The following is a 21,321-nucleotide window of genomic DNA, read 5'->3' as shown; positions in this document are numbered from 1 at the left end:
TGATCAGGAGGGCTCAGTATGTCGGTGGGTCTCAGCCGCGCCCGCGGCGGGGCTTCGCGCTCTTGCCGCGAGCGGGTGCGCTGCCCCTGGCGGCGTTACGCGCTCCGCTCTTGGCGCCGCCCTTGGGCCCGCCCTGCTTGGCGCCCCCGGACTTCCCGCCCCCGGACTTGCCGCCTCCGGGCCGCGCGGGCTTCTGGTCCTTGCGGGGCTGCTTCTTCCCCTTCTGTTCCTCGGCGCGGCGGCCCCGGGTGCTGTTGACCGTGCGCCCGCGCACGATCCCGATGAACTCCTCCACCAGGTCCGGGGCCTCGTCGGCCGCCGGCCAGGACAGGGCCACGCGCGACTGCGGGACGTCGTTGAGCGTCCGGTAGGTCAGGTCCTTGCGGTGGTGCAGGCGGGCGAGGGACTGCGGGACGGCGAGCACGCCGACACCGGCGGCGACCAGCTCGATCGCGTCGGCGGTCGTCGCGGGGCGCTCCATCGCCGGGCGGCCCGGGGGCCGCTCCCAGCCGAGGGTGTCGTCGAGGGGGTGCAGGACGAGCTCGTCGGCGAGGTCGCTCGCGAAGATCTCCTCGACCTCGGCGAACAGATGGTCCTTGGGGACGACGACGACCGTCGTCTCCTCGTAGAGCGGGATGGCGCTCAGGTCGTCCCCGTCGACGGGGAGCCGGACGAGTCCGGCGTCGGCGGCGTCCTCGCGGAGCAGCCCGAGCGCCTCGGCGGGGTCCGCCTGGACGAGGGTGAGGGGGACGTCGGGCAGGCGCTCGTTCCAGATCCGCACCCACTTCGAGGGCGTCACGCCGGGCACGTACACGAGCCGGAAGGAAGGAGTGGTGGGGGAATCCGCAGGGGAATCCGCGAGGGGAACGTCCGAGCCTGTCACCCCGCAAGGCTACCGGGTAGCGGACGTGGTCGGAGGTCGCCCGCATGCTCGATACCCTTGGCACCATGACGTCGCACCAGAACACCCAGACGATGAAGCCCGCGACCGCGGCGAAGAAGCTGGGTGTGTACCTCGAGGCCACCCCCGCCGAGTTCCAGGAGGGTGTCGTCTCGCGCGCCGAGCTCAGCGAGCTCCAGGCGAACCCGCCCGCCTGGCTCCAGGAGCTGCGCGAGAAGGGCCCGCACCCCCGCCCGGTCGTCGCGAACAAGCTCGGCGTCTCCATCGCCGGCCTCGCGCGCGGCGGGATCACCGAGCCGCTCACCACCGAGCAGATCGAGGCGCTCAAGCAGGAACTGCCCGAGTGGCTGAAGAAGGAGCGGGCCACCCAGTCGGAGGTCCGCAAGGAGACCGTCCGCATCAAGGAGCGCGACGCCGAGCGCGCGCGCCGCGACCAGGGCGCCTGACCCTCGCTCTCCACACGCCACGCCGGTCCGGACCGAGAAGGTCCGGACCGGCGTGGCGTGTGCGCTCACGAGGGAGGCATTCCGTCATGAGTGAGAACGGCACGAGCACCGCGTCCGAGCCGCCGGTCGTCGTCGGCGTGGACGGATCCGAGCACAGTCTGCGCGCCCTGGAGTGGGCCCTGAGCGCGGCGGAGCGCCTGGGGGCTCCCCTGGTGGTCGCCCATGTGCGGTCCGACGCGCTCCAGCTGGGCGCCGCCCGCATCGCCTCCCTGGGGACGGAGCCGGAGCTCCCCGACACCGTCCTGAAGGCGGTGCGGACCGTCGTGGAGGAGCGCGGGCACTCCGTACCCGTGCGGTACGCCTCCCTCGACGGGTCCGTGACCGACGCCCTGCCGGCGGCGGCGCGGGGCGGCCGGCTCCTGGTGACGGGGTCCCGGGGGCACGGTGGTTTCGCCAGTCTGCTGCTCGGCTCGACCAGCCGCACCCTGGCCACGACCGCGCCCTGCCCCTTGGTGGTGGTGCCGCACGAGGCGCGTGCGGCGGTCCTGGAGGGCGGTGCGGAGGCGGGGCGGGTGCTGCTCGGTCTGCATCCGGAGGAGACCCCGGACGAGGTGGTGGCCTTCGCGTTCGACGCGGCGGCCCGCCGGGGTGTGCGGCTGGAGGCCGTGACCGCTTTCCGCCTGCCGCCGCAGCCGGGCGCGCTGCTCGCGGCGCCGTCCCCCGCGCTCCAGGTGCCGCCGCCGCTGCCCCTGGCGGACGACGGCGCGGAGCTCGTACGGGAGGCGGAGCGGGAGCAGGAGGAGCGGCTGCGGCCGTTCGCCGCGCGGTGGCCGGGGGTCGAGCTCGTGCCGGTGGTAGCGCCTGGTGACGCGGCGGGGCGGCTCGTGGAGGGTTCGCGGGACGCCGGGCTCCTGGTGGTGGGGCGGCACCACCGGCACCATCTGGGCTCGCTGCTCATCGGTTCGGTGGCGCACGCGGTGCTGCACCACGCGCACTGCCCGGTGGCGGTGGTTCCGGCCGCGTCCCCGGGCACATGACAGTCCCCGGCGGTCCGGGTCGGTTCGCGCGGGGTCGTAGGCCGTCGCCGACGGTTCCCGTGGCCGACCGGCCCCGCCGGGGGCCTGGCCAGAGCCTGCTGAAAGGGTCACGCGGGCCTTCGAACGTCTTCGGAGGCTGGTGCGGCTCTCTCCGGTTGTCCGGTGTAAGAAAGAGTTTCCTCCTTTTCGCGCCCGATTCAAGAGGTTTCTCACATTTGTTACGTGCCGGTGGGTGTCCGTGCCTCCTGATAGACAAGGGCCATGACCAGCACTGACAGCGCCGCCACCGCCCGCCGCAACGTCGAACCGCCGCCCGCCCAGGCCTCCCTCGGCGCGGGGGTCGTGGTCCTCGACGACACCGGCCGGGTACTGCTCGGCCTCGACCGCTCCGGAGTGTGGGAGCTGCCCGGCGGCAAGGTGGAGCCGGGCGAGTCCGTCGAGGCCGCCGTCGTGCGCGAGCTGGCCGAGGAGACCACCCTGGTCGCGGACGCCTCCGACGTCGAGGTGCTCGGCCTCGTCCTGGACGCGGTGACCTCCTCGCGGCTGACCCGGATGACCGTGGCGACCGTGCTGCGGGCCTTCGGCGGGGTGCCGGCGGTGGCCGAGCCGGAGAAGATCGAGCGCTGGGAGTGGACGGAGCCCGAGCGGCTTCCGGAGGCGCTGTTCCTGCCCTCCGCGCAGGTGCTGCGCATGTGGCGTCCCGAGCTCCCGCTGCCCGACGGCCCGTTCCACCGGTACGCGATGGGCCGCCTGCCCTGCTGACCGCCGCACCCCTGCCCGGCGGGGCCCGTACGGCTCCGGGGCCCGCCCGTGGTGCGACACCCGGTCGCGTTCCGTCACCGAGCGGGCTCCGGGGACGGTGGTTAGCGTGGCTCACGGGAAACACGCTTTCGACCGGAAGAGAGAGTCACCGTCATGGCCGCACGACCTGAAGGCACGCCGGTCTGGACCGACGCGATGTTCACCGACCTCGAGGCCGCCAAGACGTTCTACGGCGACGTGCTGGGCTGGACCTTCGGCGAGTCCTCCTCGGAATTCGGCAACTACACGCAGGCCTACAAGGGCGACAAGGCGGTCGCGGCCGTCGTCCCGCCGATGCCGGGGCAGGACGGAGAGACCCATTCGGCCTGGGTCCTGTACTTCGCCTCGCCGGACGCCGACGCCACCGCGGCGAAGATCAAGGCGGCGGGCGGCACGGTCCTGATGGAGCCGATGCAGGTCGGCGACTTCGGGAAGATGTGCATCGCGCAGGACCCGACGGGCGTGACCTTCGGAATCTGGCAGGCGGGCACGCACGTGGGCTTCGAGCTGGAGGGCGCGACCGGCTCCTTCGCCTGGGCCGAGGTGTTCTCGCGTGAGCCGGCCGCGTCCGACGCCTTCTTCACCTCCGTCTTCGGCTACGACTCCAAGAAGATGAAGGACGAGCACATGGACTACCGGGTCTTCGACCTCGGTGGCGAACAGCCCGTGCTCGGCCGGATGAAGATGACGGACGAGGACTTCCCGCCGGAGATCCCGCCCTACATCCAGCTCTACTTCGCCGTCGACAACTGCGACAAGGCCGTCGAGAAGGCCGAGGCCCTCGGCGGGCGCAAGGTCTTCGGGCCGATGGACAGCCCCTTCGGCCGGTTCGCGGCGATCGTGGACACCCAGGGCGCCGCGTTCGCGGTGATCGACCTGCGCACCACCGTCGGCGACATGCCCGAGATGGAGTGACCGGCACACCACGGCGAACCGCCCCGGGCCCCCAAGGGTCCCGGGGCGGTTCCCCGCGGATCAGGAACCGTCGCGGACGGCGACGATGCCGTTGAACACTCCCACGTACGCGGTGCCGTCGGGGCCGATGGTGACCGGCGCCCAGTTGTTGTCGTACGCGAGGCCGGTGCCGGTGAACCGGCTGAAGACGCGCTGACCGGTGCGGAAGTCGACCGCGGTCAGGTACCAGGCGTCGATGCCGAGGACGTTGGGCTTCTTCTCGTAGAAGTACAGCAGCCCGTTCGCGGTGGAGAGCTTCGGGACGGTGGAGGGCGAGCGGACGTCGCTCTCCCACACGGTGTCGCAGCCACTGCCGTCGGCGCGCACGTCGATCCGGGTGGCGCCGCCGACGACACTGCGGCCCAGGGCGAGCGTGCTGGGGTTCTCGTAACCGTAGTTGTTCTCGACGACCAGGCTGTTGCCCCAGCTGATCAGGGAGTTGTCGGTCGTCGAAGCGCCGGAGCGGAACACCGGCACCTTGCAGACGAGCCGCTCGGCGGACGGCACGTCGGCGCCCCGCCGGTAGACGAGGACGTTCATCCGGTCGTCGGCGTTGTCGGTGATGGCGACGTACTGGTCACGGTCGCCGAACAGGTCCGGTGTCGTGCCCGAACCCTGGTTCACGGAACCGGGTTTGGTCCCCGTCCCCCGGTCGTACACCTCCCGCCACCGGACGCGCGGAGTGCCGTCGGCGCCGGCGCCGAAGCCGTACAGCGCGTGGTCGGTGACGATCGAGACGCCGTCCTCGGCGACGGAGAAGGAGTTCTGGATCTCCTCCCCTTCGAGCCGGATCGCCCGCAGGGCCCCCGTCGCCGGGTCGACCGTGCCGACCCGCCCGAGCCGGGTCACCCACCAGATGCGGCCGTCCCAGTCCGGCATGACGGAGGTGACCGGATCACAGACGCCGCTGGGGAAGAGATTGGTCCAGGAGACACAATCGTGCGGCACCAGGGAGGTGAGATCCCAGTCGTTCTCGACGACGAACTCCCAGACGCCGTCGGCCTTCTGACGGTGGGCGATGCGCAGGACGTGCTGCCGCGAGTCGGCGAGGACGACCCGGTCCTTGTCGTCGAGGTAGAAGTACGCGCCGCCCGAGGTGTCCTTGAAGATCTTCTCGAAGTCGAGGCGGGTGACGGCCTCGACCGTGGAGGAGCGCTGCGGCAGCTTGTACTCGGCGAGGGTGTCCAGGGTGCGCGGGTCGAGCAGCTTCAGGAGGAAGCCGCTGAAGGTGCCGCAGACGGTGACCAGGCGGCCGGCGGCGTCGAAGGTGACGGTGGCGCACTCGCCGCCGACGGCGGCGATCTTCTCGCTGGCGACCCGCGGGTCGCGCCCGAGCGGCCCCGACCAGGGGTAGGTGCCGCTGCCGGCGCCGTCGGCGTGCATGCCGCTGCGGCCGTTGGAGGCGAGGTACGGGTGCTGAGCAGGGCCTTTGCCGGGCACGGGCCGGGCGGTGGCGGGGGCGCCCTCGTAATGGTCGACGAGTCGGTGACCCGGCGCGAGGGGGATCTCCTCGGCCTGGGCGACGGGCGCGGAGCCCGCCAGGAGGGTCGCCGCGAGCGCGGCGACCAGCGTGAGCGCCCGTGCTCGTCTGCGGGGCGGTGGGGTGGACAAAGCGGCTCCTCAGGGTCCTGACTTGTGTCGCGCCGGCGGCCGACGCTAGGCCCGAGTGCGTGAAATGTACATGGCACCGCTCTGCGTTTCACGGGCAGTTCACGATGCTGAAACGATCAAGGTCGGAGGCTGGAGAGCTCGTCGAAATGCGGCACCCCAGAGCCCTGGGGAGAATCTGGGGAGAATGAGCGACCCTGTGGAGTGAACGGCTGACTGACCGGCCTGCGGCTCCACTCCCCTGCACGGCCAGACAGAAGCCGAACTGCTACTGCGGCCGTCACTCAGAGTGCTGGCCGGGCTGGCATGCGGCTGCTCGATGTCGCGCAGCCCGTACAACGAGAACGGGTGGCACAGCGTCTGCCGTGCCACCCGTTCTCTCAGGTGAGGGTGAGGACTTCTGGGGTTCGTTCAGGCACCTCGCCGAGCAGTGCGTCGACCGCAGCGCGCCCCTTTCCACCGGCCTCGGGCATGAAGTGAGCGTAGTGGTCAAGGGTGATGGTCGGACTGGAGTGGCCCAGCCATCGGGCGAGGGTGACGACGGATTCCCCGGCCTCGAGGATGATCGAGGCGTAGGTGTGGCGGAGTACGTGGAAGCCGTCCTTACGGGACGCCTTCCAGCGTTGCCCGGGCTCCCGCATGGGGATGACACCCGCCTCCGCAAGGGCGGGCTTCCAGGCATGGTCGTTGAAGTCGTTGGACCGGAGGGCATTACCGTGTGGAGTGGTCAGAAGGAGAGGGAAAGCCCGCTTCTCCCGCTCGGGCTCCGGACCGCCCCAGGGCAGCTCGACTTCGACAGCCGGGTACTCAAGGAAGTGGGAGGCCAATTCGTCGGCAACCGACCGGGGCATGTCGACGATACGCTCTTACCTCCCTTAGGGAGGGCGAAGTAAAGTCGTCCAGATAGGAGTTGGACCTGGCGGCGAACGCGGATAACTCCGCGCTCGAAGTCGACATCGTGGGGTGAGAGCCCAAAGGCTTTGCCTTGACGAAGTCCACACCCCAGGGCGACAACGACTGCGATCCGGTAACGCGGGTTGATAATGTCCCGGACCCGCAGGGCGGTCTCCAGCGGCCATGCCTCGCGCTCTTCTGCTGGCACCTTTGGCCAGCGCACCGACTTGGCACGCATGGGGTTGCGGGCAAGCCGCTTGTCGTCGATCGCTGTCTCGAAGATGTTCGAGAGCAGCATGAGAACTTTCCGGGCGGAACGGGGAGCGCATTCCTCTTCGAGGGTCGCGACGTACCCCCGAAGCACGGTCGCGGAGACGTCCCTCAGCGCGACCTCGCCAAGGTGGGGAAGGACGTGAAGACGCACAGCTTGATCGACACGCCTGACGGTGCCCGGCGCGCCCCGCACGCCCTTTTTCCAGTGGTGGGTGACGTAGTCGGCTAGAGTGATGGAACCATCGCGAGGGTCGGCAAACTCGCCCCGTTCGCTATCGGTGCCGGCCCGGCGCAGCCACGCCTTAGCATCTTCCAAGGTATCGAAGGACCTGTCACGCACACCGGGGATGCCGGAGACGCGGTATCGGGTGCCCCTCCCGTAGCGGGCAGTACGCTCCCGCTTACCAGTGACCGGGTTCTTCTTCTTGTTGATCCAGCGGTCTTCTATGTAGCCAGCCAAGAGTTTCCCTGCAGGTTGCTGATCAAGTTGGTATCCCTAGGGCGTCAGGCGATCGCCGCGTAACCCGCACGGCGCTGCGGAGTAGCACTCACGGGGTTCAGGGAGAAGTTCGAGCGGGAGTCGGCTTGCTCCTGCTCTCGTATCCAGGCATCGAGCGCGTCAAGCCGATAGGCCACACGCCCGTTAACTCCCATACGGAAGCTCGGCGGCCCCTGGCGCCGGTGACGCCACACGTACAGCGTCTGCGGGGAGAGCCCGAGATAGGCTGCAGCATCACGCACATTGAGGAAGGCTCTTTGAGGTCCGGCGAACGATCTCGGATGCTGGGCTTCCATGAAGCTCCTATCGGCGCAGGCGAACAGGCCCGCGTTGAGGTGGCTGGGACGCGTTGCGGCAGAGGGTCACCGCCCAGCGGCTCAGACAGCGCCTCTCTCCACACGGCTCACGCAGCTCCACCGCCAAGCACAGCAATGCGCGAGCGGAATTGATGATCCGGACGATCCCCGGTTTCGGAAACCGGGGATCGTCGCCTATATTGCGCCCGCACCTGGCACCCAATCAGCCCGTGGGCTGTACCTCCGAACGTCAGCGTGGAGGTCGTGGCTGGCCACAAAACTCTCGGCAGCCAGCCGTTCGAGGCTGATCCCGGCCGCACTCGTCGAGCAGTTGACGGCGCAAGCCGCTTGGACGGCCGTTGTCTCCGGGTGGATGGCCACCCTCGCCGGAATCCGCTACCCGAGCAGCAGGTCCTGCCGCTCCTTGGCATCAGCAAAGAGGCCAGCAGCACATACGCATAGACAGAGGGCGGCCGAGACACCACCAAGGTCACCCTGCAACGATGCCGTTGCAGCGTCCATCGCTCCAAACGCGAAAAGCGAAGGGGAGGCGTATCGGAGGGATTGAAACAGTGGTTGAAACAAGGGGGGCGGCTCCTTAGAAATTCAACCCATCACTTGGCAGTGCTGAATGGGTGGATGTGTAGGTTGGCATGCCCCTGCACCGCGTTCCAGTCCTGTTCGCGAGATTCCTGTCTGCCATGAGCGATCTCGAGCTCACTCTCTGAATAGGCTATTCACTGCGCGTGTGAGGACGGGCTATCACCGCCCGGTACGCTCAGAGCCGGGCAGACGCCGATCGAACGCTGGCTGGGTTCGATTCCCGAGCCGCCAGCCCCGCCATCCCCGACAGACTTGCGAGAGGCCTTCTTGTGGTCGGAGTTCCACACCGTGACGATCAGCCTGCATGGCAGCTCCTACAAGGTCGAACCGTCGCTCGCCAGAATGAGTATCAAGCTGGTTCCTCGACCCATTCGACCTGATCCGCCTCACCAGCCGCAGCCTGCCCCGCTCGGTCAACAACATCGCCCTGCAGTCCCTCATCGCCGCGTTCGCCGACCAGGGCCTGTCCGGTCGATCTTGTGACTGCAGTTCTGGCATCGCCGGTAGGAGAGGGAAGCATGTGCGTTGACCTTCGGCATCGATGTTTCCCGCGGCAACCGATCGAGTCGCCACGAGCGCAGTGCCGAGGTCCGCGTCGACGAGTTCGCCACCCGCCTCAACGACCCGCGTGCCTCCGCTTGACCTCCGGCGTGTGCGTGGAATCGGCGGGACAGAGGCCCGGACCAGCGGATTCGATGGACAGCGGCTAGCATCCCGTACGTCCGGGACCGCCGTGCGTGCCTTCTCCGGACCGTTCGTCGTACCTCCGAGCCCGGGGAAGCTTGTGTCCGATCTGTTGGCCGGCGATCCGCGTACCGCCACCGTCGCGTCGGGCGAGAGCATTTCCCTCTCCGACAGCCACAAGAAGGTCCTGCTGCAGGAGCTCGGGGTGGATGAGGTCGTCCGGTCCGTCTATCACGACGGTTGGGGCTACGCCGTGCTCACCGGGAAGGGGCTCGTCCTCTTCCGCAACCTCCTGGCGCCGAAGGTGACCCGCGTGGCCGGACCGTTGCGGATCCTGCGGAGCGCGTACGGCATGTTCGACTCCGTCGAGATCCTGGTAGACGGAAAACCGCGCAAGCTGCACGGCTCCAAGCTCGATCCGAAGGGAGAGTTCCTGGAAGCAGCGGGAAGGCTCCTGCCGCCAGGCTCGCCCCTGCGTCCCGGCAGCGGGAAGCGGACCTCCACGTGGATACGGCGGCACCCGGTGTCGGTGGCCGTGATGGCCGCGGCGGCGCTGGTCGCCGGGCTGAGCGGGCCCGGGCAGCCCGGCGCCTTGGCGCGGGGCGGGACGGACCACGCGCCGGCCGTGCCCGACTTCCGCGGGGTCTCCCTGGCCGCAGCCGCCGCGACGGCGCGCCGCGGGTCGTGGCGGGTGGCGGCTGCCGACGCGTCTTCCGCGTACCGGACGGTGTCAGCCTCTCAGGCCGACTTGCGCGTCTGCTTCCAGAACCCCTCCCCTGGCGAGCGAGCCCGCCCGTACAACGGGACGCTGACGTTCTACGCGGTTCCGGAAGCGGAGCCGTGTCCCTCGCAACTGGACGGGACCCGGCGCGTCGTGATGCCGGACCTCGTCGGCGAGCGGTTCGACGCCGCGTCGCGGACGCTCGCCGCGCTCGACCTCGACCGCGTCACACCCTTCCACGCGCACACCGGGCAGCGTCTGTACGACCGGCGCCAGAGCCTGGCGGACTGGCAGGTCTGCCGACACCAGCCGGAGGCGGGCATCGAGGTGCCCGTCACCACGCAGGTCGACCTGTGGCTCATCGGTCCGGACGTCTCCTGCACCGCGCCCAGCCCGAAGCCCAAACCCAAGCCGAAGCCGAAGCCGAAGTCCGAGTCCGCGCCGGGTTCGCAGGCGACTTCGAAGTCCAAGCCGCGTACGCAGCCGTCTCGCGACTCGGCCTCGGACGGTGGTACGTCGGGAGGAAGCGGCGATGGGTCGTGGGGCGACGGTTCCTCCGGTGGCTCGGATGGCACGAGCGGCGGCTCCGGCACCGGTTCCGGCGTTGGTTTCGGCCAGTTCTGCTCCCCCGTAGGTGCCACCGCCACGACTTCCGACGGGCGTCCGGCGAAGTGTTTCATGGGCAAGGACGGCGCGGCCCGGTGGGGGTACCGCTCCGGCTGAACGCGATCGCCGGAGCACCCGTCCGTGGTGCTGCCGGGTGGCGCGGGCGGGCCGGGGTTTGCGTAGGGATTCAGCAGGCCGAGGCCGGGGAGACCGTGATGAGGAACGGGGAGGCACCCGGATCCGCCGCATCACCGCTTCGTAGCAGAGCGTCTCCCCCACCATCAGGAACTGCCTGGTCTCCTGCGGTCGCTGACGGGCCGGAAGGTTCGCGGCCTACGCCGCGAGCGCGGGCCTGCGCAGCACGGCGATCGCCTTCACCGCGGCGGGGTCCTTGGCCTTGCGGGCCCCGGTAACTTACACGTCCCTCGCCGCGACGAAGCCGGCCGGTTTCAACCCGTCAAGGTCCCACAGCCGCATCTCCTCCGCGTCCTGCTCCGGGGTGCAGCTCGGGCTGTCCTCCCGTCCCGGATGACCTCGCCGGTGTGCGGATGTCCCTTGTGGGCTAGGTGAAAGTGACCGTTGCCCGATGCCTGGCTGCCACGTCTCGTGCTTGGTCGGCAACGGCCGAAACCCCGTGCATCATGAGCGGAGCCACGGCGCTTACGTCCCGCGCGTCTTCCCAGACCCCTACCAGCGGCAAGCGAAATGGCACGACGCTCACACCGTGCTCGGCAAACGGCTTGTCCTCCAGGTACCGCATTCCGCCAGTCCCGCACAGGTAGCCGCGTGCTCCAACGTCTGCAGCCAGGCCGGCAAGCCGTTCAGAACGTCCGCGTCGCTTAGGAAGCAAGCTGCTCCGCAAGATGCGCCCTTTCCAGCCCAAGAGGTGCAGCAAGATCCTCGTCGATTCCTCAGCCACATCAGCGGTGCCGGCCCGCTCATCAAACCGAGCAAGCACGGAGTCCAGCTCAGGACGCAGCAGAGGCCAGTCGGGGCTTGCCGCGTAGTACTGGGGCAGCATGGACGCAACGCGTCGGCGGGACCGTTCGTGGTCCACAAGAACCGCGTCTCTGATCAGGGTCGACCGCCCATCAGGCAGATGAGTGGGGAGCGAGAGCCACTGGCGCCGCGCCGCGCCGGACATGGCGGCCAGCCGGGCGCGGTGCTGGAAGTCACGGCGGGCGAACTGGACGTCGTCGAGGACGATCCAGCAGTCCGCCGCGAAGAGCTTCGCGAGGGTGCTCAGCCGGGGGAAGAGGTTGGGCTGGTGGATCGCCACCAGTTCCCCCGGGGCTGCTTCACGCGCCGATGAGCCTGCTGGTGAAGCCGGCGCGGATGAGGTCTTCGTACGCAGCATGCACGCTCTCCGGGACGTCCTGCTCGATCGCAAAGCCCTGCTTCGGATACTCGATGATGCGCTGGAGGTCGCCGACGAGCATGTCGATGACGAGTTTCTCGTCGCCGATGCTTTTCAGGTAGTCGTCGAACTCCATCGGTTCAGAGGAGCACAGCACTTCGACCTCGGGCCACAGCTTGCGGGCAGTGGCGAAGGAGCGCCGCTCCATGTACGGCTTGGAGACGAGGAGCACCGACTTCGGGATGAGGCCGGCAGAGGCGAGGAGCTCTCGGGACAGCTCGATGTTCTGACCCGTGTTGCCGGCGTTCGGCTCCACCAGGATCGCACTGTCAGGCACGTCGAGGGTGAGAGCGTGCTCCCGGAAGTGGACGGCTTCGCCGCGAGGGAAGACCTTGGCGGTGGTGGGACTGTTGCCGCCGGTGAACACCAAGGTGGGGAACAGCCCGGCCCGGTACAGCTCCGCGGAGAAGGCCGCGACTCCGAGGTCATGGCTGCCGAGGCCGATGGCCACGTCGACGGGGCGCAGGTCGTGACCCATTTGGTGGTAGTCCCAGACCAGCTTGGCATGGCGGATCTGCTCGTCGTTGATGGCCGGCTGGTTGTCGGTCACTCGCTCGTCTCCCTGGTCAACGTGGTGAAGGGCCGGCTGGCCCATCGGCCGTCCTCCGGATATCCGTGATGCTGCGGAGCTGGTGGGTCAGGCCGTACTGGGCCGCCCGCTTGGCAGCGTCGTCGAGGACGCGTAACCCATCATCCAGGGTCGCGCGGTCGGACAGGAGGATGTGCCCGTACGCGGTGTCCAGCCGTACCCGCTGCATGGGCGCATCGGTGATGCCTGTGCTGCGAGCCACGTCGATGAGGCGCAGGGCCGCGTCGAGATTGCCGGTTCCACGGTGGGCCAGGGCGAGCTTCTGCTGCGCGACGGACCAGTCGTCCTGCTCGGCAAGGCCCTCGAACTCGCGGATGGCTTCCTCCATCACCCGAACCGCATAGTCGTGGTTGCCGTCCTTGCTGAGCGCCGTGCCTACCCAAAGTCGCGCGCGGGCCCGGTCCCGCGCGGATAACCGTTCGTCGATCGCGAGGTCCTCGTACTGTCGGGCCGCGGTCTCCAGCGCTCCGGACATCTCGGTGACGACCGCGAGGGAGAGGTCGAGCTGCGCCACACGCCGCGGAATCGCCAACTCTGTGTAGAGCGAGCGGGCATTGGCGTAGGACCGTTGGGCGGAGAGCGGGCCTACGACTGCACCTTGGTCCCGTTTGAGATCGCCTTGCAGGGCGACGGAGCGGGCGAGGAGGTAGGTGCCTCGCTCGTCCAGTTCCGAGGGCCGGTAGCTGGACGACCATCGTCGAAGCAGGTCGTCGGCGAACGCGAAGTTCTGGTGGGACAGCGCGACGACCGCACGTTCGAGGTCGTCCGTCCAGGACTCGTACTCCCAGGCCCGAGGCCGAGGGATAGTGACGCGCGCCGTTTCGTCGGCGAGCCGTTCCCCTTTCCCTTCGGAGAGCTTCGCGAGCTCCGTCTCGAATCTTAGATGGGTTGCGGCATCGGACCGGGCAAGCGCTGTGTCGAGGATGGCCTGGCTCTCGGTGTTGGGCCGCCGCTTGTCCCGGTACTTCTCCCAGTTGCTGATGGTGTTGACCGCAATGCCCAGGTGCTCGGAGTAGCGGCGCACGCTCAGCCGTAGCGCCTTGCGCAGGGCAAGCGCCTCCAGGCCAGTCCATTCGTGAACGGTCGCCACGTACCACTCCTTTCCGATGCCATCGAAGCACGTGGCGACCGCGCCGGGGGCGGTTGTGGGACAGAAGTGGGACAGACGTGGATTCCCCGATCTCGGGGTGGCGACCAGGCTCGGAGTGTCCCCCTCCCCCGATCCGATGGGTGGTCACGACCATGGAGCCCCTTACGGAACAGCGGAACGTCACGGGCCCGATCGTCTTCGGATTTCTGCGGCTCGTCGGGGTGTCCGCGAGCCGGCAGCAGGCTCTCGCCAAGACCATCACCGACTACTGCCGCCGCCACGAACTGACGCTGGGCGGTGTGTACATGGAGCGGTGCGCGGCGACGTCGGGCGCCTTCGTGGGCATGCTCGACGCCATCGCGGCCACTCGCCCGTACGGCGTCGTCTTCCCCGCCCCGTCCCACTTGGGCCCCAGGGCCATAGCCGCTGACCGCAGGCAACGGCTGCACGAAGCCGGCGTCGAGATCCTGCTCGTACGAGGGGCCCGACCGGCAGTAGCAGACGAAGCGACCTCGACGCCGGCCTCGGGGAGCACCACGCCATGAACCTCGACCGGGAACTCCTCCTGCTGGACAGCCGCCGCATCGACGGTCTGGGCAGCATCCTTGACGCCCCGCAGCACCAGAAGAGCCTGACACTCGCCGCCGACGACTCGGCCCCGGGCACAGCACGCTGCTTTACCCGCGACGTTCTGACCGCCTGGGGTGCGGAGGACCTGCTGGACCACGTCGAGCTCATCGTCAGCGAGCTCGCGACGAACGCCGAACGCCACGGCCGACGTGTCGTGCACCGTGGCGGCAGTGAGCGGGCCAAGCAGGATCCGCACCGGGACGAGATCACTCTGACGCTCGCCCTCCAGGCCGGCGTCGTGGGGATCGAGGTGGAGGACAACTCCCCGGAGCCCCCCGTCCCGCGGATCGCCTCCCCCTACGCGACCGGTGGACGTGGCCTGCTCCTGGTGTCCGCCGTGGCCGACGCCTGGACCGCATGTCCCAAGCAGGACGGAAGCGGCAAGCGGGTGATCGCCTTCGTGAAACGCCCTGAGACCTCCCTCACCCCCTGATCCCTTTCACCGGAGATACCTCATGTCCACCCTGCTCCCGCCCTCGCCTTTACCTCCGAAGGCGCTGCTCCTCGACCTCGACGGCGTGCTCCTCGACACCCGTCCGGTGATGGAGCGCGCATGGCAGCAAGTCCTGAGCGTGCACGGTCTCGACGTACCGTTCGAGGAAGACGAGCGCCACCTCGGCCGGCCGTTCGCCGACATCATGGAGCGGCTCGGATTCGCCGAGTCCGAGCGGCTTCACCGTACGTACGAAGAGGCGTCGATCGCAGCGTCCCACCACGCCCGCGAGTTCGACGGCGCCGCGGAGGTCCTGCACGCCTTCGTCGCCGCTGGCTGGCGCCTCGGCGTCGTCACGTCCAAGCCCTTGGAACGGGCGGCCCCACTCTTGGCCAACCTCGGCTGCCCGTTCTCCACGGTGCGCACGCCGAACGGCGGTGGGCGCGGCAAGCCCGCACCGGACCCGGTCCTCCTCGCCTTGACCGACCTGGGTGTCGATCCCGCCGACGCCGTGTACGTGGGCGACATGGAGGCCGACCAGGAAGCCGCCCGCCGTGCCGGAGTCCCGTACGTCCACGCGGGCTGGGGGTACGGCTGCCCGGGGGCTCCGTCCCCCGTGGTCGCCGCTTCTCCGAAGGACCTGCTGAGGCTCCTCTCCTCGGGCCCCATCCTCGAAGGGAGCCTGCTGTGACCACGTCCCATCACAACGTCCATGGCCTGGCGCGAGCCGACATCAACGGACAGTCCGCGTGGGCACTGGTCGGTGAAGGCGCGCTCGCGACTCTGTCATCCGACTGGATCACCGCGAGCAAGCTGGAGACTCTGCCCCTGGACACGCAGGAGCACGAAGCGCTCGTCGCGCACGTCATGGACGCACTCCAGTGGTACGGAGCCGATTTCAGGACAACGCCGAGCGGGGCCGGGTGGCTGTACGTGCAGCACGTACCGGTCCGTCGCCTGGTGGCTCACGTCGTACGCAAGCTGATGGCCCTCAGCGCCTGGGAGCCGTTCAGAGAGGCGCCCGGCCCGCTGAAGATCGCTCCGCACGAGGGACTCGTCGGGCTTCGCGAGAGCAGTTCCCGGGAGTACCGCGCCTACACCGTCACGTGGTCCGGCATCGCTTATCTGCTCGGAGCAACCGCGTTGTACAACCCCTTCCGTACGGCGCAGTTGCATAACCTGCAGTCGGCGCACCTCGACACCCGGGTGCCAAGCCCACCCCCGTCGGCCCTGCCACGCACCGGCGTCGTCGCGCTCTCGTGGTCGTCCCGCCATGCGGCCACTCTGCTGCCGGTACTCGAAGACCTGGCAGGTAGTGGCCGGACGAGTCTCCTCGTCGATCTCGCCACGGACCCGACGCAACGCTGCGGTACCCCAGCCGTCGAGGTCATCAGGCTCGTTACGCCTCCCCCTGGCCTCTTCGCTCTGTCCGGAGCCGGAGAGCGCCTGCAGCTGTGGGACGACGAGCACGTCGTCCAGGTGAAGGAACACGTCGTCCGGCTCTCGCGTCTGGTCCGTCTCCTGGCCGTCCTGCTGGAGACGAGCGGTGGATGCACCCAGCCGTCCTGGCGCTCCGTGGTCCGTCTGGAGACCTGGCTGAACGGTGTCCTGGAGGCTTCTCGCCCACACACGCTGCTCGTCAGCGACGACACCAGCCCCGTCGGCGTGCTCGCCGTCCACCTGGCCAACCACCAGGGCGTGAACACGGTCCATGTGCAGCACGGGGCGTGGAACGCGGAGTCGGTCGCGTGGCACGCGCTGCACAGCCGGGACATCGTCGTCATGGGCGATCGCGACGCCCCGCTCGCCAAGGCGTGGGCGCGCCACCCGGACGCCGAGGTCCACGTGCTGGGGCAGCCCCGCTTCGACGTCCTCGCCGGCATCGGGCGGGAAGCCCAGAGACAGTACCTCGAGAAGCTGCTGATCCCCGGATCCGGGCGGAGCCCCGACTGGATCATGGTCTGGGCCTGCCAGCCCTTCGGTCCCGACCGGCTCAAGGCCCACACCGACCTCCTCCTGGACGGGATGTGGAAGGCCGAGGGCGAATGGGGACTGGTCATCGCCCCACACCCGGCGCAGAGCCCGGAGGTCTTCGCCTCGCTCATGCAGCGGGACGGAAGGCCGCTCGTGGCCGTCGCCGATCCGCAGGTAGGGGCACGGGGCTGTCTCGTCGGCGCCGACATCGTGGCGAGCGCCTATTCGACGTGCGGCATCGAGGCCGCCCTCTTGGGCGTGCCGGTCCTGGAGATCGGCACTGTCGACGAACACACGCTCGGGCTTGCTGCTCACGGCCTCGCGCAACGCTGCACCACCGCCGGGGACGTCGCCGACGCGCTCTCCGCACCCCTCAGGCCCGAACCCGCCTCGACCGACGCGGTGTGCCGCTGGGGCGGCGACAGCGCCGCCCTGGTCGCGCAACTCATCGTCAGTCGCGTATCCGGCAATCAGCTCGAACACCTCCGAAACGAAGGAGTCTCCACCCGATGACATCCCTGACCGCCGACAGCATCGCCGAGCTCTTCGTCGGTGCCGTCGCCCTGGCCAAGTCCGGCGAGAGCGTCAGTCCGCGCGGCATGGCCACTCGTGAGGTCCTCGACGTCAGCATGCGGCTCACCCGTCCGCGGGCCCGCCTGCTGTACGCGCCGCCGAGCAGGATCCTGAACCCCGCGTTCGCGGTGGCCGAGACCGTCTGGATCCTCTCCGGATCGAACGAGCCGTGGATCTTCGACTACAACACGAAGCTTCGCCAGTACGCCGACGACGGGGTCCTGCGCGGCGCCTACGGTCCACGGATGCGGAAGTGGGCAGGCACAGTGGACCAGCTGGCCCGCGTCGTGGAGATCCTCAAGCAGGACCCGGACTCCCGCCGGGCCCTGATCCAGCTCTACGACCCGGCCCGTGACTCCGCCGGCCACAAGGACGTGCCCTGCACTCTGGGCTTCCGCTTCTACCTGCGTGACGGTCGCCTGCACATGTCGACGACGATGCGCGGCCAGGACGTGTGGATCGGCATGCCGTACGACCTGTTCTTCTACACGGTCCTGCACGAGCTGGTGGCCGGCTGGATCGGCGCCGAGCTGGGCGACTTCCACCACCACGTCGGCTCCCTGCACATCTACGAGAACCACCTCGCCCAGGCGGATGAGTTGACCTCGATCGCCGTGAGCGTCGACATGCCGGACCTCACCACCCCGTGGAAGGGATTCGACGCTCTCCTCCATCAGGTCAAAACGGGGGACGTGACCGGGCACGCCGGCTGGGACAGCATGGCCGAGACCCTGCGCAGCTACCAGCTCTGGAAGGGCGGTCGGCGGGAGCAGGCGACAGCCCTGGCCGACAAGATCGACGGGCCGCTCGGCCAGACCACGACCGCCTGGTACCACGAGCTGAACCGTCGCGCCACGAACTTGCCCGCGCATGCGTCGGCCGGTGCACGATGACGCCGGCCGTGGACCAGGCGCCCTCGGTCATTCTCGGCCTGTGCTCGTACACCCACGACTCCGCCGCCGCGCTGCTTGTCGACGGGCAGCTCGTCGGCTTCGTCGAGGAGGAGCGGCTGTCCCAGAAGAAGCACACCAAGGACTACCCGCGCCACGCCGTCGAGTGGCTGCTCGGTGAGGCCGGGTTGTCCGCCACCGATGTCGATGCCGTGGCCTACAACTTTCAGCCCGCCCGATACTTGCTCGAATCCCCAGTCGCACTGCGTCTGGCGCTGTCACCGACCACCCGTGACCGTGCGGTGCCGCGAGCCCGTGGCTTCGCCAAGGTGGCGATGCGCACCCGGCTCCGTGTCCGCGACATCGGCCGGCGGTTCCCCGCCGCACGCGTTTCCCCCGTCTTGCATCACCGGGCCCATCAGCTGGCGGCCTTCGCCGCCTCTGGGTGGAGTGAATCGGCTGTGCTCGTCGTCGACAGCCTCGGCGAGCGGCAGACGACGACCATCGCCCGAGGGCACGACGCGCTTCGTCCGCGCACCCGCACCTTGGAGACGGTCAACGATCCCGCCTCTCTCGGGTACGTGTACGGCGCGGTGACCGAGCACCTGGGATGGCGTCGCGGTGACGAGGAGGGCACCGTGATGGCGCTCGCCGCGCTCGGCGACCCCGCGCGATTCCGGGGACTCTTCGCCCGGTCCGTCCGCGTCACCCCCACGGGCTTCACCGTCGACCCGCTCTACTTTCCCCCGCGTGTGCTGGCTTCGGGCTACCCGAGGACGGCCCGGCGGTTCATCGACGAGACATGCCCTAAGCGCCATCCGAGCGAGCCGCTGCGCGACGTGCACCGGGACCTGGCCGCGGCCCTCCAGGAGCGCACGGAGCAAGTGATGCTGCATCTCTCTCGTCGAGCGCGGAGCATCACCGGCTCCCGACGCCTGTGTGTCGGAGGCGGCGTCGCCGCGAACTGCGTGAGCATCGGCCGCATCATCGAAGCTGACGTGTTCGACGAGGTCTTCGTGCCGCCCGCCCCTGGCGACGCCGGCACCGCGATCGGCGCCGCCATCGCCGTACACCACGACAGTCGCGCCCCACAGCCCGTGTCCGGCGTCACCCGGGCCTGCTACCTGGGGCCGTCCTTCCGGGGAACGACGTTCGACCTCACGCCGTGGCCCGGCCTTCAGGAGAAGGCGCTGGGCACCGAGGCCGCTGAGTTTCTCGCCGAACAGCTCGCCAACGGTCTGATCGTCGGGCTCTTCCAGGGCCGCGTCGAAGCCGGACCCCGTGCCCTCGGCAACCGCTCGATCCTCGCCTCCCCTCGGGAGCCGGGCGTCATCGAGCGGTTGAACGACTCCGTGAAGTTCCGGGAGCCGTTCCGTCCCTTCGCCCCCATGGTGCTCGCCGAGTGCGCTTCGGAATTCTTCACTCTCGGCCAGGAGGCGCCGTATATGTCGATGGCCTCCGGAGTGACCGACAAGGCGCGCGCATTGGTGCCGGCCATCGTGCACGCCAACGGCACCTCCCGTCTCCAGACCATCACCCGCTCACAGAACCCGTTCATGCACGAGGTCCTCAGCGCCTTCGCCCGACGCGCAGGCGTTCCGGTGCTGATCAACACCTCGCTCAACGTCAAGGGCAAGCCGATCTGCGGGACACCGGAGATGGCGCTCGACTGTCTGGCCAACTCGGGGTTGGACGCCCTGCTGCTGGAAGGGCGGTGGATCACCAAGTGAGGATCGGATACAGCTTCTGGGGTTTCCTCGGCAATGGGATCACCGACACACCGGACGGGGGCCGCAGCCACCGTCGCCCCCTGATCGATGCCCTCCTCGACCGCGGCCACGAGATCGTCTTTCTCCAGGCCCACCGCGACCTGATCGAGGCCGGCGACGACCTGGGCAACGCCTACACCTTCCACAGCGGCAGCCCGGACATCGACGCTCTGTTCCTGGAGTGGCGCTGGGCGATCGACGGACGCAACACCACCCCGTGCGGCGCCGTGGGCCACACGTGCGACCTGCATCGCCAGGCCGAACTGGTCACCCGGTACACCATGCGCAGGAAGACGCCGACCGTGATCTGGGACAAGGACCGCAAGCTCCGGGGCGAAAGCGTGTGGCGGCGCGTCCCCCATGCCACCGTCTGCGAGGCCGCCCTCGAACCGACGCCTGGGGCGCGGCGCCTACTCTTCCCCGTCGACGACCGTCTGCTCGACGAGGCGGATCCGGTCGCGCTCGCCAAGCGGCCCCGGGACCTCGTCCTCGGGTACGTCGGCAACCAGTACGACCGCGACGAGCACTTCGACCGCTTCTTCGCACCGGCCGCCGAGCGCTTCGACCACCTGGTCGGAGGCAAGTGGACCAGGACCGGCCGCTGGCCGCACGTCCGGTTCCTCGGCAGACTCCCCTTCCAAGCGGTCCATGGCGTGTACGGCAGGTCGCTGGCGACCGTCCTCATGCTGCCCACCACATACGCCGCCGTCGGGCAGATGACACAGCGGATCTTCGAGGCCGTGCTCTCCGGCTGCCTTCCACTCGCTCCTGTCGACATCGTGCACGCCGACCGCTTCGTGCCCAAAGAACTGATCGTCAGCTCCGGCGACGAGGCAATCGAGCGGCTGGCCCACCTCCAGCGGATCGCCGGCACCCAGCAGCACGCGGACTTGATCGCGGGCTGTCTGGATCGCCTGGACCTGTTCCGCCTGAGCCGACAGGTCGACGTGTTGGAAGCCGTCCTGGACACGGCCGCCGGCCCCGTCGCGATGGGACGCGGGGCGGTCTGATGCAGCTGAGCAGCCAGGCCATCGCGTCTGGATCGTCCGAACGTGCCTGGGCGGCCGGTCCGACCCGGCATCCGAGCACCATTACGCTGGAGCATCATGAAGAAAGTCGCCATCGTCGGCTGCGGAGGAAGCGGCAAGTCGTACCTGGCACGGGAGCTGGGCAGGATTCTCGACGCCCCTGTGACGCACCTGGACGCAGCGTTCTACGACGACGAGTGGAACGAGCTGCCCCTGGAGAAGTTCGCCGACTTGCAGCGGGAACTCGTCGCGCAGCCGAAGTGGGTGATCGACGGGAACTACAACTCCACCCTGCAGACCCGACTCGAAGCCTGCGACACCGTGGTCCTGATGGACGTCTCGACCGTGGCCGCTTTGTACGGGATCTTCTCCCGGCAGATCCGGCACGGGGCCGGGCACAAGGGCAACGGCGTGCACAACCGCATCCACTGGGGCGTGGTCAAGTACGTAGCGACGTACCGCCGCAAAATGCGCCCGCGGGTCATCGCCAAGATCGAGGAATTCGCCTCGGGTCGTGCCGAGGTGGTGCTGCTGTCCAGCCGACGGCAGACGCGCCGCTGGCTGCGGAAGGTCGCTGCCGAGCACCGCTGAGCGCACCGCTCACC

General features: G+C 69.0%; 21 protein-coding genes. 13 read left to right on the top strand and 8 right to left on the bottom strand.

Going from position 1 to position 21,321, the window contains the following annotated elements:
• Nucleotides 1-31: 31 nt before the first annotated feature.
• The gene (locus ACZ7G1_RS14105) at nt 32-883 is read right to left on the bottom strand and encodes a LysR family transcriptional regulator substrate-binding protein (protein ID WP_470871154.1); all 852 of its coding nucleotides are present in this window, start codon (nt 881-883) and stop codon (nt 32-34) included.
• A gap of 65 nt (nt 884-948) precedes the next feature.
• Here ACZ7G1_RS14105 and ACZ7G1_RS14100 point away from each other — a divergent pair, with 65 nt between their 5' ends.
• The 4 genes from ACZ7G1_RS14100 (at nt 949) to ACZ7G1_RS14085 (ending at nt 4,100) form a co-directional block, all read left to right on the top strand.
• The gene (locus tag ACZ7G1_RS14100; protein ID WP_470871156.1) at nt 949-1,347 is read left to right on the top strand and encodes a DUF5997 family protein; all 399 of its coding nucleotides are present in this window, start codon (nt 949-951) and stop codon (nt 1,345-1,347) included.
• Nucleotides 1,348-1,433: 86 nt separating this feature from the next.
• A complete protein-coding gene (locus tag ACZ7G1_RS14095) occupies nt 1,434-2,384 on the top strand; it encodes a universal stress protein (protein WP_470871158.1) in 951 nt (316 codons plus the stop codon).
• A gap of 261 nt (nt 2,385-2,645) precedes the next feature.
• Nucleotides 2,646-3,146: a nucleotide triphosphate diphosphatase NUDT15 gene (locus tag ACZ7G1_RS14090; RefSeq protein ID WP_470871160.1), complete on the top strand. Its 501-nt coding sequence runs from the start codon at nt 2,646-2,648 to the stop codon at nt 3,144-3,146.
• 153 nt (nt 3,147-3,299) lie between these two features.
• Nucleotides 3,300-4,100: a VOC family protein gene (locus ACZ7G1_RS14085; protein WP_470871162.1), complete on the top strand. Its 801-nt coding sequence runs from the start codon at nt 3,300-3,302 to the stop codon at nt 4,098-4,100.
• Between the two features lie 60 nt (nt 4,101-4,160).
• Here the strand turns inward: ACZ7G1_RS14085 and ACZ7G1_RS14080 are convergent, their stop codons facing one another.
• From ACZ7G1_RS14080 to ACZ7G1_RS14065, 4 genes are all read right to left on the bottom strand, one after another.
• A complete protein-coding gene (locus ACZ7G1_RS14080; protein ID WP_470871164.1) occupies nt 4,161-5,750 on the bottom strand; it encodes a hypothetical protein in 1,590 nt (529 codons plus the stop codon).
• 377 nt (nt 5,751-6,127) lie between these two features.
• Nucleotides 6,128-6,388 (bottom strand): tyrosine-type recombinase/integrase, encoded by a 261-nt coding sequence (locus ACZ7G1_RS14075; protein WP_470871166.1) that lies wholly within the window; start codon nt 6,386-6,388, stop codon nt 6,128-6,130.
• 86 nt (nt 6,389-6,474) lie between these two features.
• A complete protein-coding gene (locus tag ACZ7G1_RS14070) occupies nt 6,475-7,374 on the bottom strand; it encodes a site-specific integrase (protein ID WP_470871167.1) in 900 nt (299 codons plus the stop codon).
• Nucleotides 7,375-7,418: 44 nt separating this feature from the next.
• The gene (locus ACZ7G1_RS14065) at nt 7,419-7,709 is read right to left on the bottom strand and encodes a helix-turn-helix transcriptional regulator (protein WP_362651967.1); all 291 of its coding nucleotides are present in this window, start codon (nt 7,707-7,709) and stop codon (nt 7,419-7,421) included.
• A 1,387-nt stretch (nt 7,710-9,096) separates the two neighbouring features.
• On the opposite strand from ACZ7G1_RS14065, the gene ACZ7G1_RS14060 reads away from it, so the two are divergent.
• Nucleotides 9,097-10,440, top strand: coding sequence for a hypothetical protein (locus tag ACZ7G1_RS14060; RefSeq protein WP_470871169.1), 1,344 nt, complete (start codon nt 9,097-9,099; stop codon nt 10,438-10,440).
• Between the two features lie 445 nt (nt 10,441-10,885).
• On the opposite strand, the gene ACZ7G1_RS14055 is transcribed toward ACZ7G1_RS14060, so the two are convergent.
• From ACZ7G1_RS14055 to ACZ7G1_RS14045, 3 genes are read right to left on the bottom strand one after another with little or no spacing between them, the layout of a single operon-like run.
• Nucleotides 10,886-11,680: a WbqC family protein gene (locus tag ACZ7G1_RS14055; protein WP_471204117.1), complete on the bottom strand. Its 795-nt coding sequence runs from the start codon at nt 11,678-11,680 to the stop codon at nt 10,886-10,888.
• On the bottom strand, nt 11,622-12,290 hold the full coding sequence (locus ACZ7G1_RS14050; protein WP_470871173.1) for a YdcF family protein: 669 nt from the start codon (nt 12,288-12,290) through the stop codon (nt 11,622-11,624). The genes ACZ7G1_RS14055 and ACZ7G1_RS14050 overlap by 59 nt, the downstream gene beginning before the upstream one ends.
• 16 nt (nt 12,291-12,306) lie before the next feature.
• Nucleotides 12,307-13,419 carry a helix-turn-helix domain-containing protein gene (locus ACZ7G1_RS14045; RefSeq protein ID WP_470871175.1) on the bottom strand — a complete coding sequence of 371 codons (1,113 nt, stop codon included), beginning with the start codon at nt 13,417-13,419 and terminating at the stop codon, nt 12,307-12,309.
• A gap of 152 nt (nt 13,420-13,571) precedes the next feature.
• Between ACZ7G1_RS14045 and ACZ7G1_RS14040 the strand changes: the two genes are divergently transcribed.
• From ACZ7G1_RS14040 to ACZ7G1_RS14005, 8 genes are all read left to right on the top strand, one after another.
• The gene (locus tag ACZ7G1_RS14040) at nt 13,572-13,964 is read left to right on the top strand and encodes a hypothetical protein (protein WP_470871177.1); all 393 of its coding nucleotides are present in this window, start codon (nt 13,572-13,574) and stop codon (nt 13,962-13,964) included.
• Nucleotides 13,961-14,482 carry an ATP-binding protein gene (locus tag ACZ7G1_RS14035; protein ID WP_470871178.1) on the top strand — a complete coding sequence of 174 codons (522 nt, stop codon included), beginning with the start codon at nt 13,961-13,963 and terminating at the stop codon, nt 14,480-14,482. Before ACZ7G1_RS14040 ends, ACZ7G1_RS14035 begins: the two co-directional genes overlap by 4 nt.
• A 22-nt stretch (nt 14,483-14,504) precedes the next feature.
• On the top strand, nt 14,505-15,173 hold the full coding sequence (locus ACZ7G1_RS14030) for an HAD family hydrolase (RefSeq protein WP_470871180.1): 669 nt from the start codon (nt 14,505-14,507) through the stop codon (nt 15,171-15,173).
• Nucleotides 15,170-16,969, top strand: a complete 1,800-nt coding sequence (locus tag ACZ7G1_RS14025; protein ID WP_470871182.1) for a hypothetical protein — start codon at nt 15,170-15,172, stop codon at nt 16,967-16,969. The genes ACZ7G1_RS14030 and ACZ7G1_RS14025 overlap by 4 nt, the downstream gene beginning before the upstream one ends.
• On the top strand, nt 16,966-17,922 hold the full coding sequence (locus ACZ7G1_RS14020) for a thymidylate synthase (protein WP_470871184.1): 957 nt from the start codon (nt 16,966-16,968) through the stop codon (nt 17,920-17,922). Before ACZ7G1_RS14025 ends, ACZ7G1_RS14020 begins: the two co-directional genes overlap by 4 nt.
• Nucleotides 17,919-19,649: a carbamoyltransferase family protein gene (locus ACZ7G1_RS14015; protein ID WP_470871186.1), complete on the top strand. Its 1,731-nt coding sequence runs from the start codon at nt 17,919-17,921 to the stop codon at nt 19,647-19,649. Before ACZ7G1_RS14020 ends, ACZ7G1_RS14015 begins: the two co-directional genes overlap by 4 nt.
• Complete coding sequence (locus ACZ7G1_RS14010; RefSeq protein WP_470871187.1) at nt 19,646-20,698, top strand: glycosyltransferase family protein; 1,053 nt, start codon at nt 19,646-19,648, stop codon at nt 20,696-20,698. Before ACZ7G1_RS14015 ends, ACZ7G1_RS14010 begins: the two co-directional genes overlap by 4 nt.
• Nucleotides 20,699-20,794: 96 nt before the next feature.
• On the top strand, nt 20,795-21,307 hold the full coding sequence (locus ACZ7G1_RS14005; RefSeq protein WP_470871189.1) for a P-loop NTPase family protein: 513 nt from the start codon (nt 20,795-20,797) through the stop codon (nt 21,305-21,307).
• The last annotated feature ends 14 nt before the right edge of the window (nt 21,308-21,321 follow it).

This window comes from Streptomyces sp. NPDC037273 (assembly GCF_055603625.1).
Note: the sequence above shows the minus strand (reverse complement) of the source record. Positions and strands in the feature narration are given on the sequence as shown.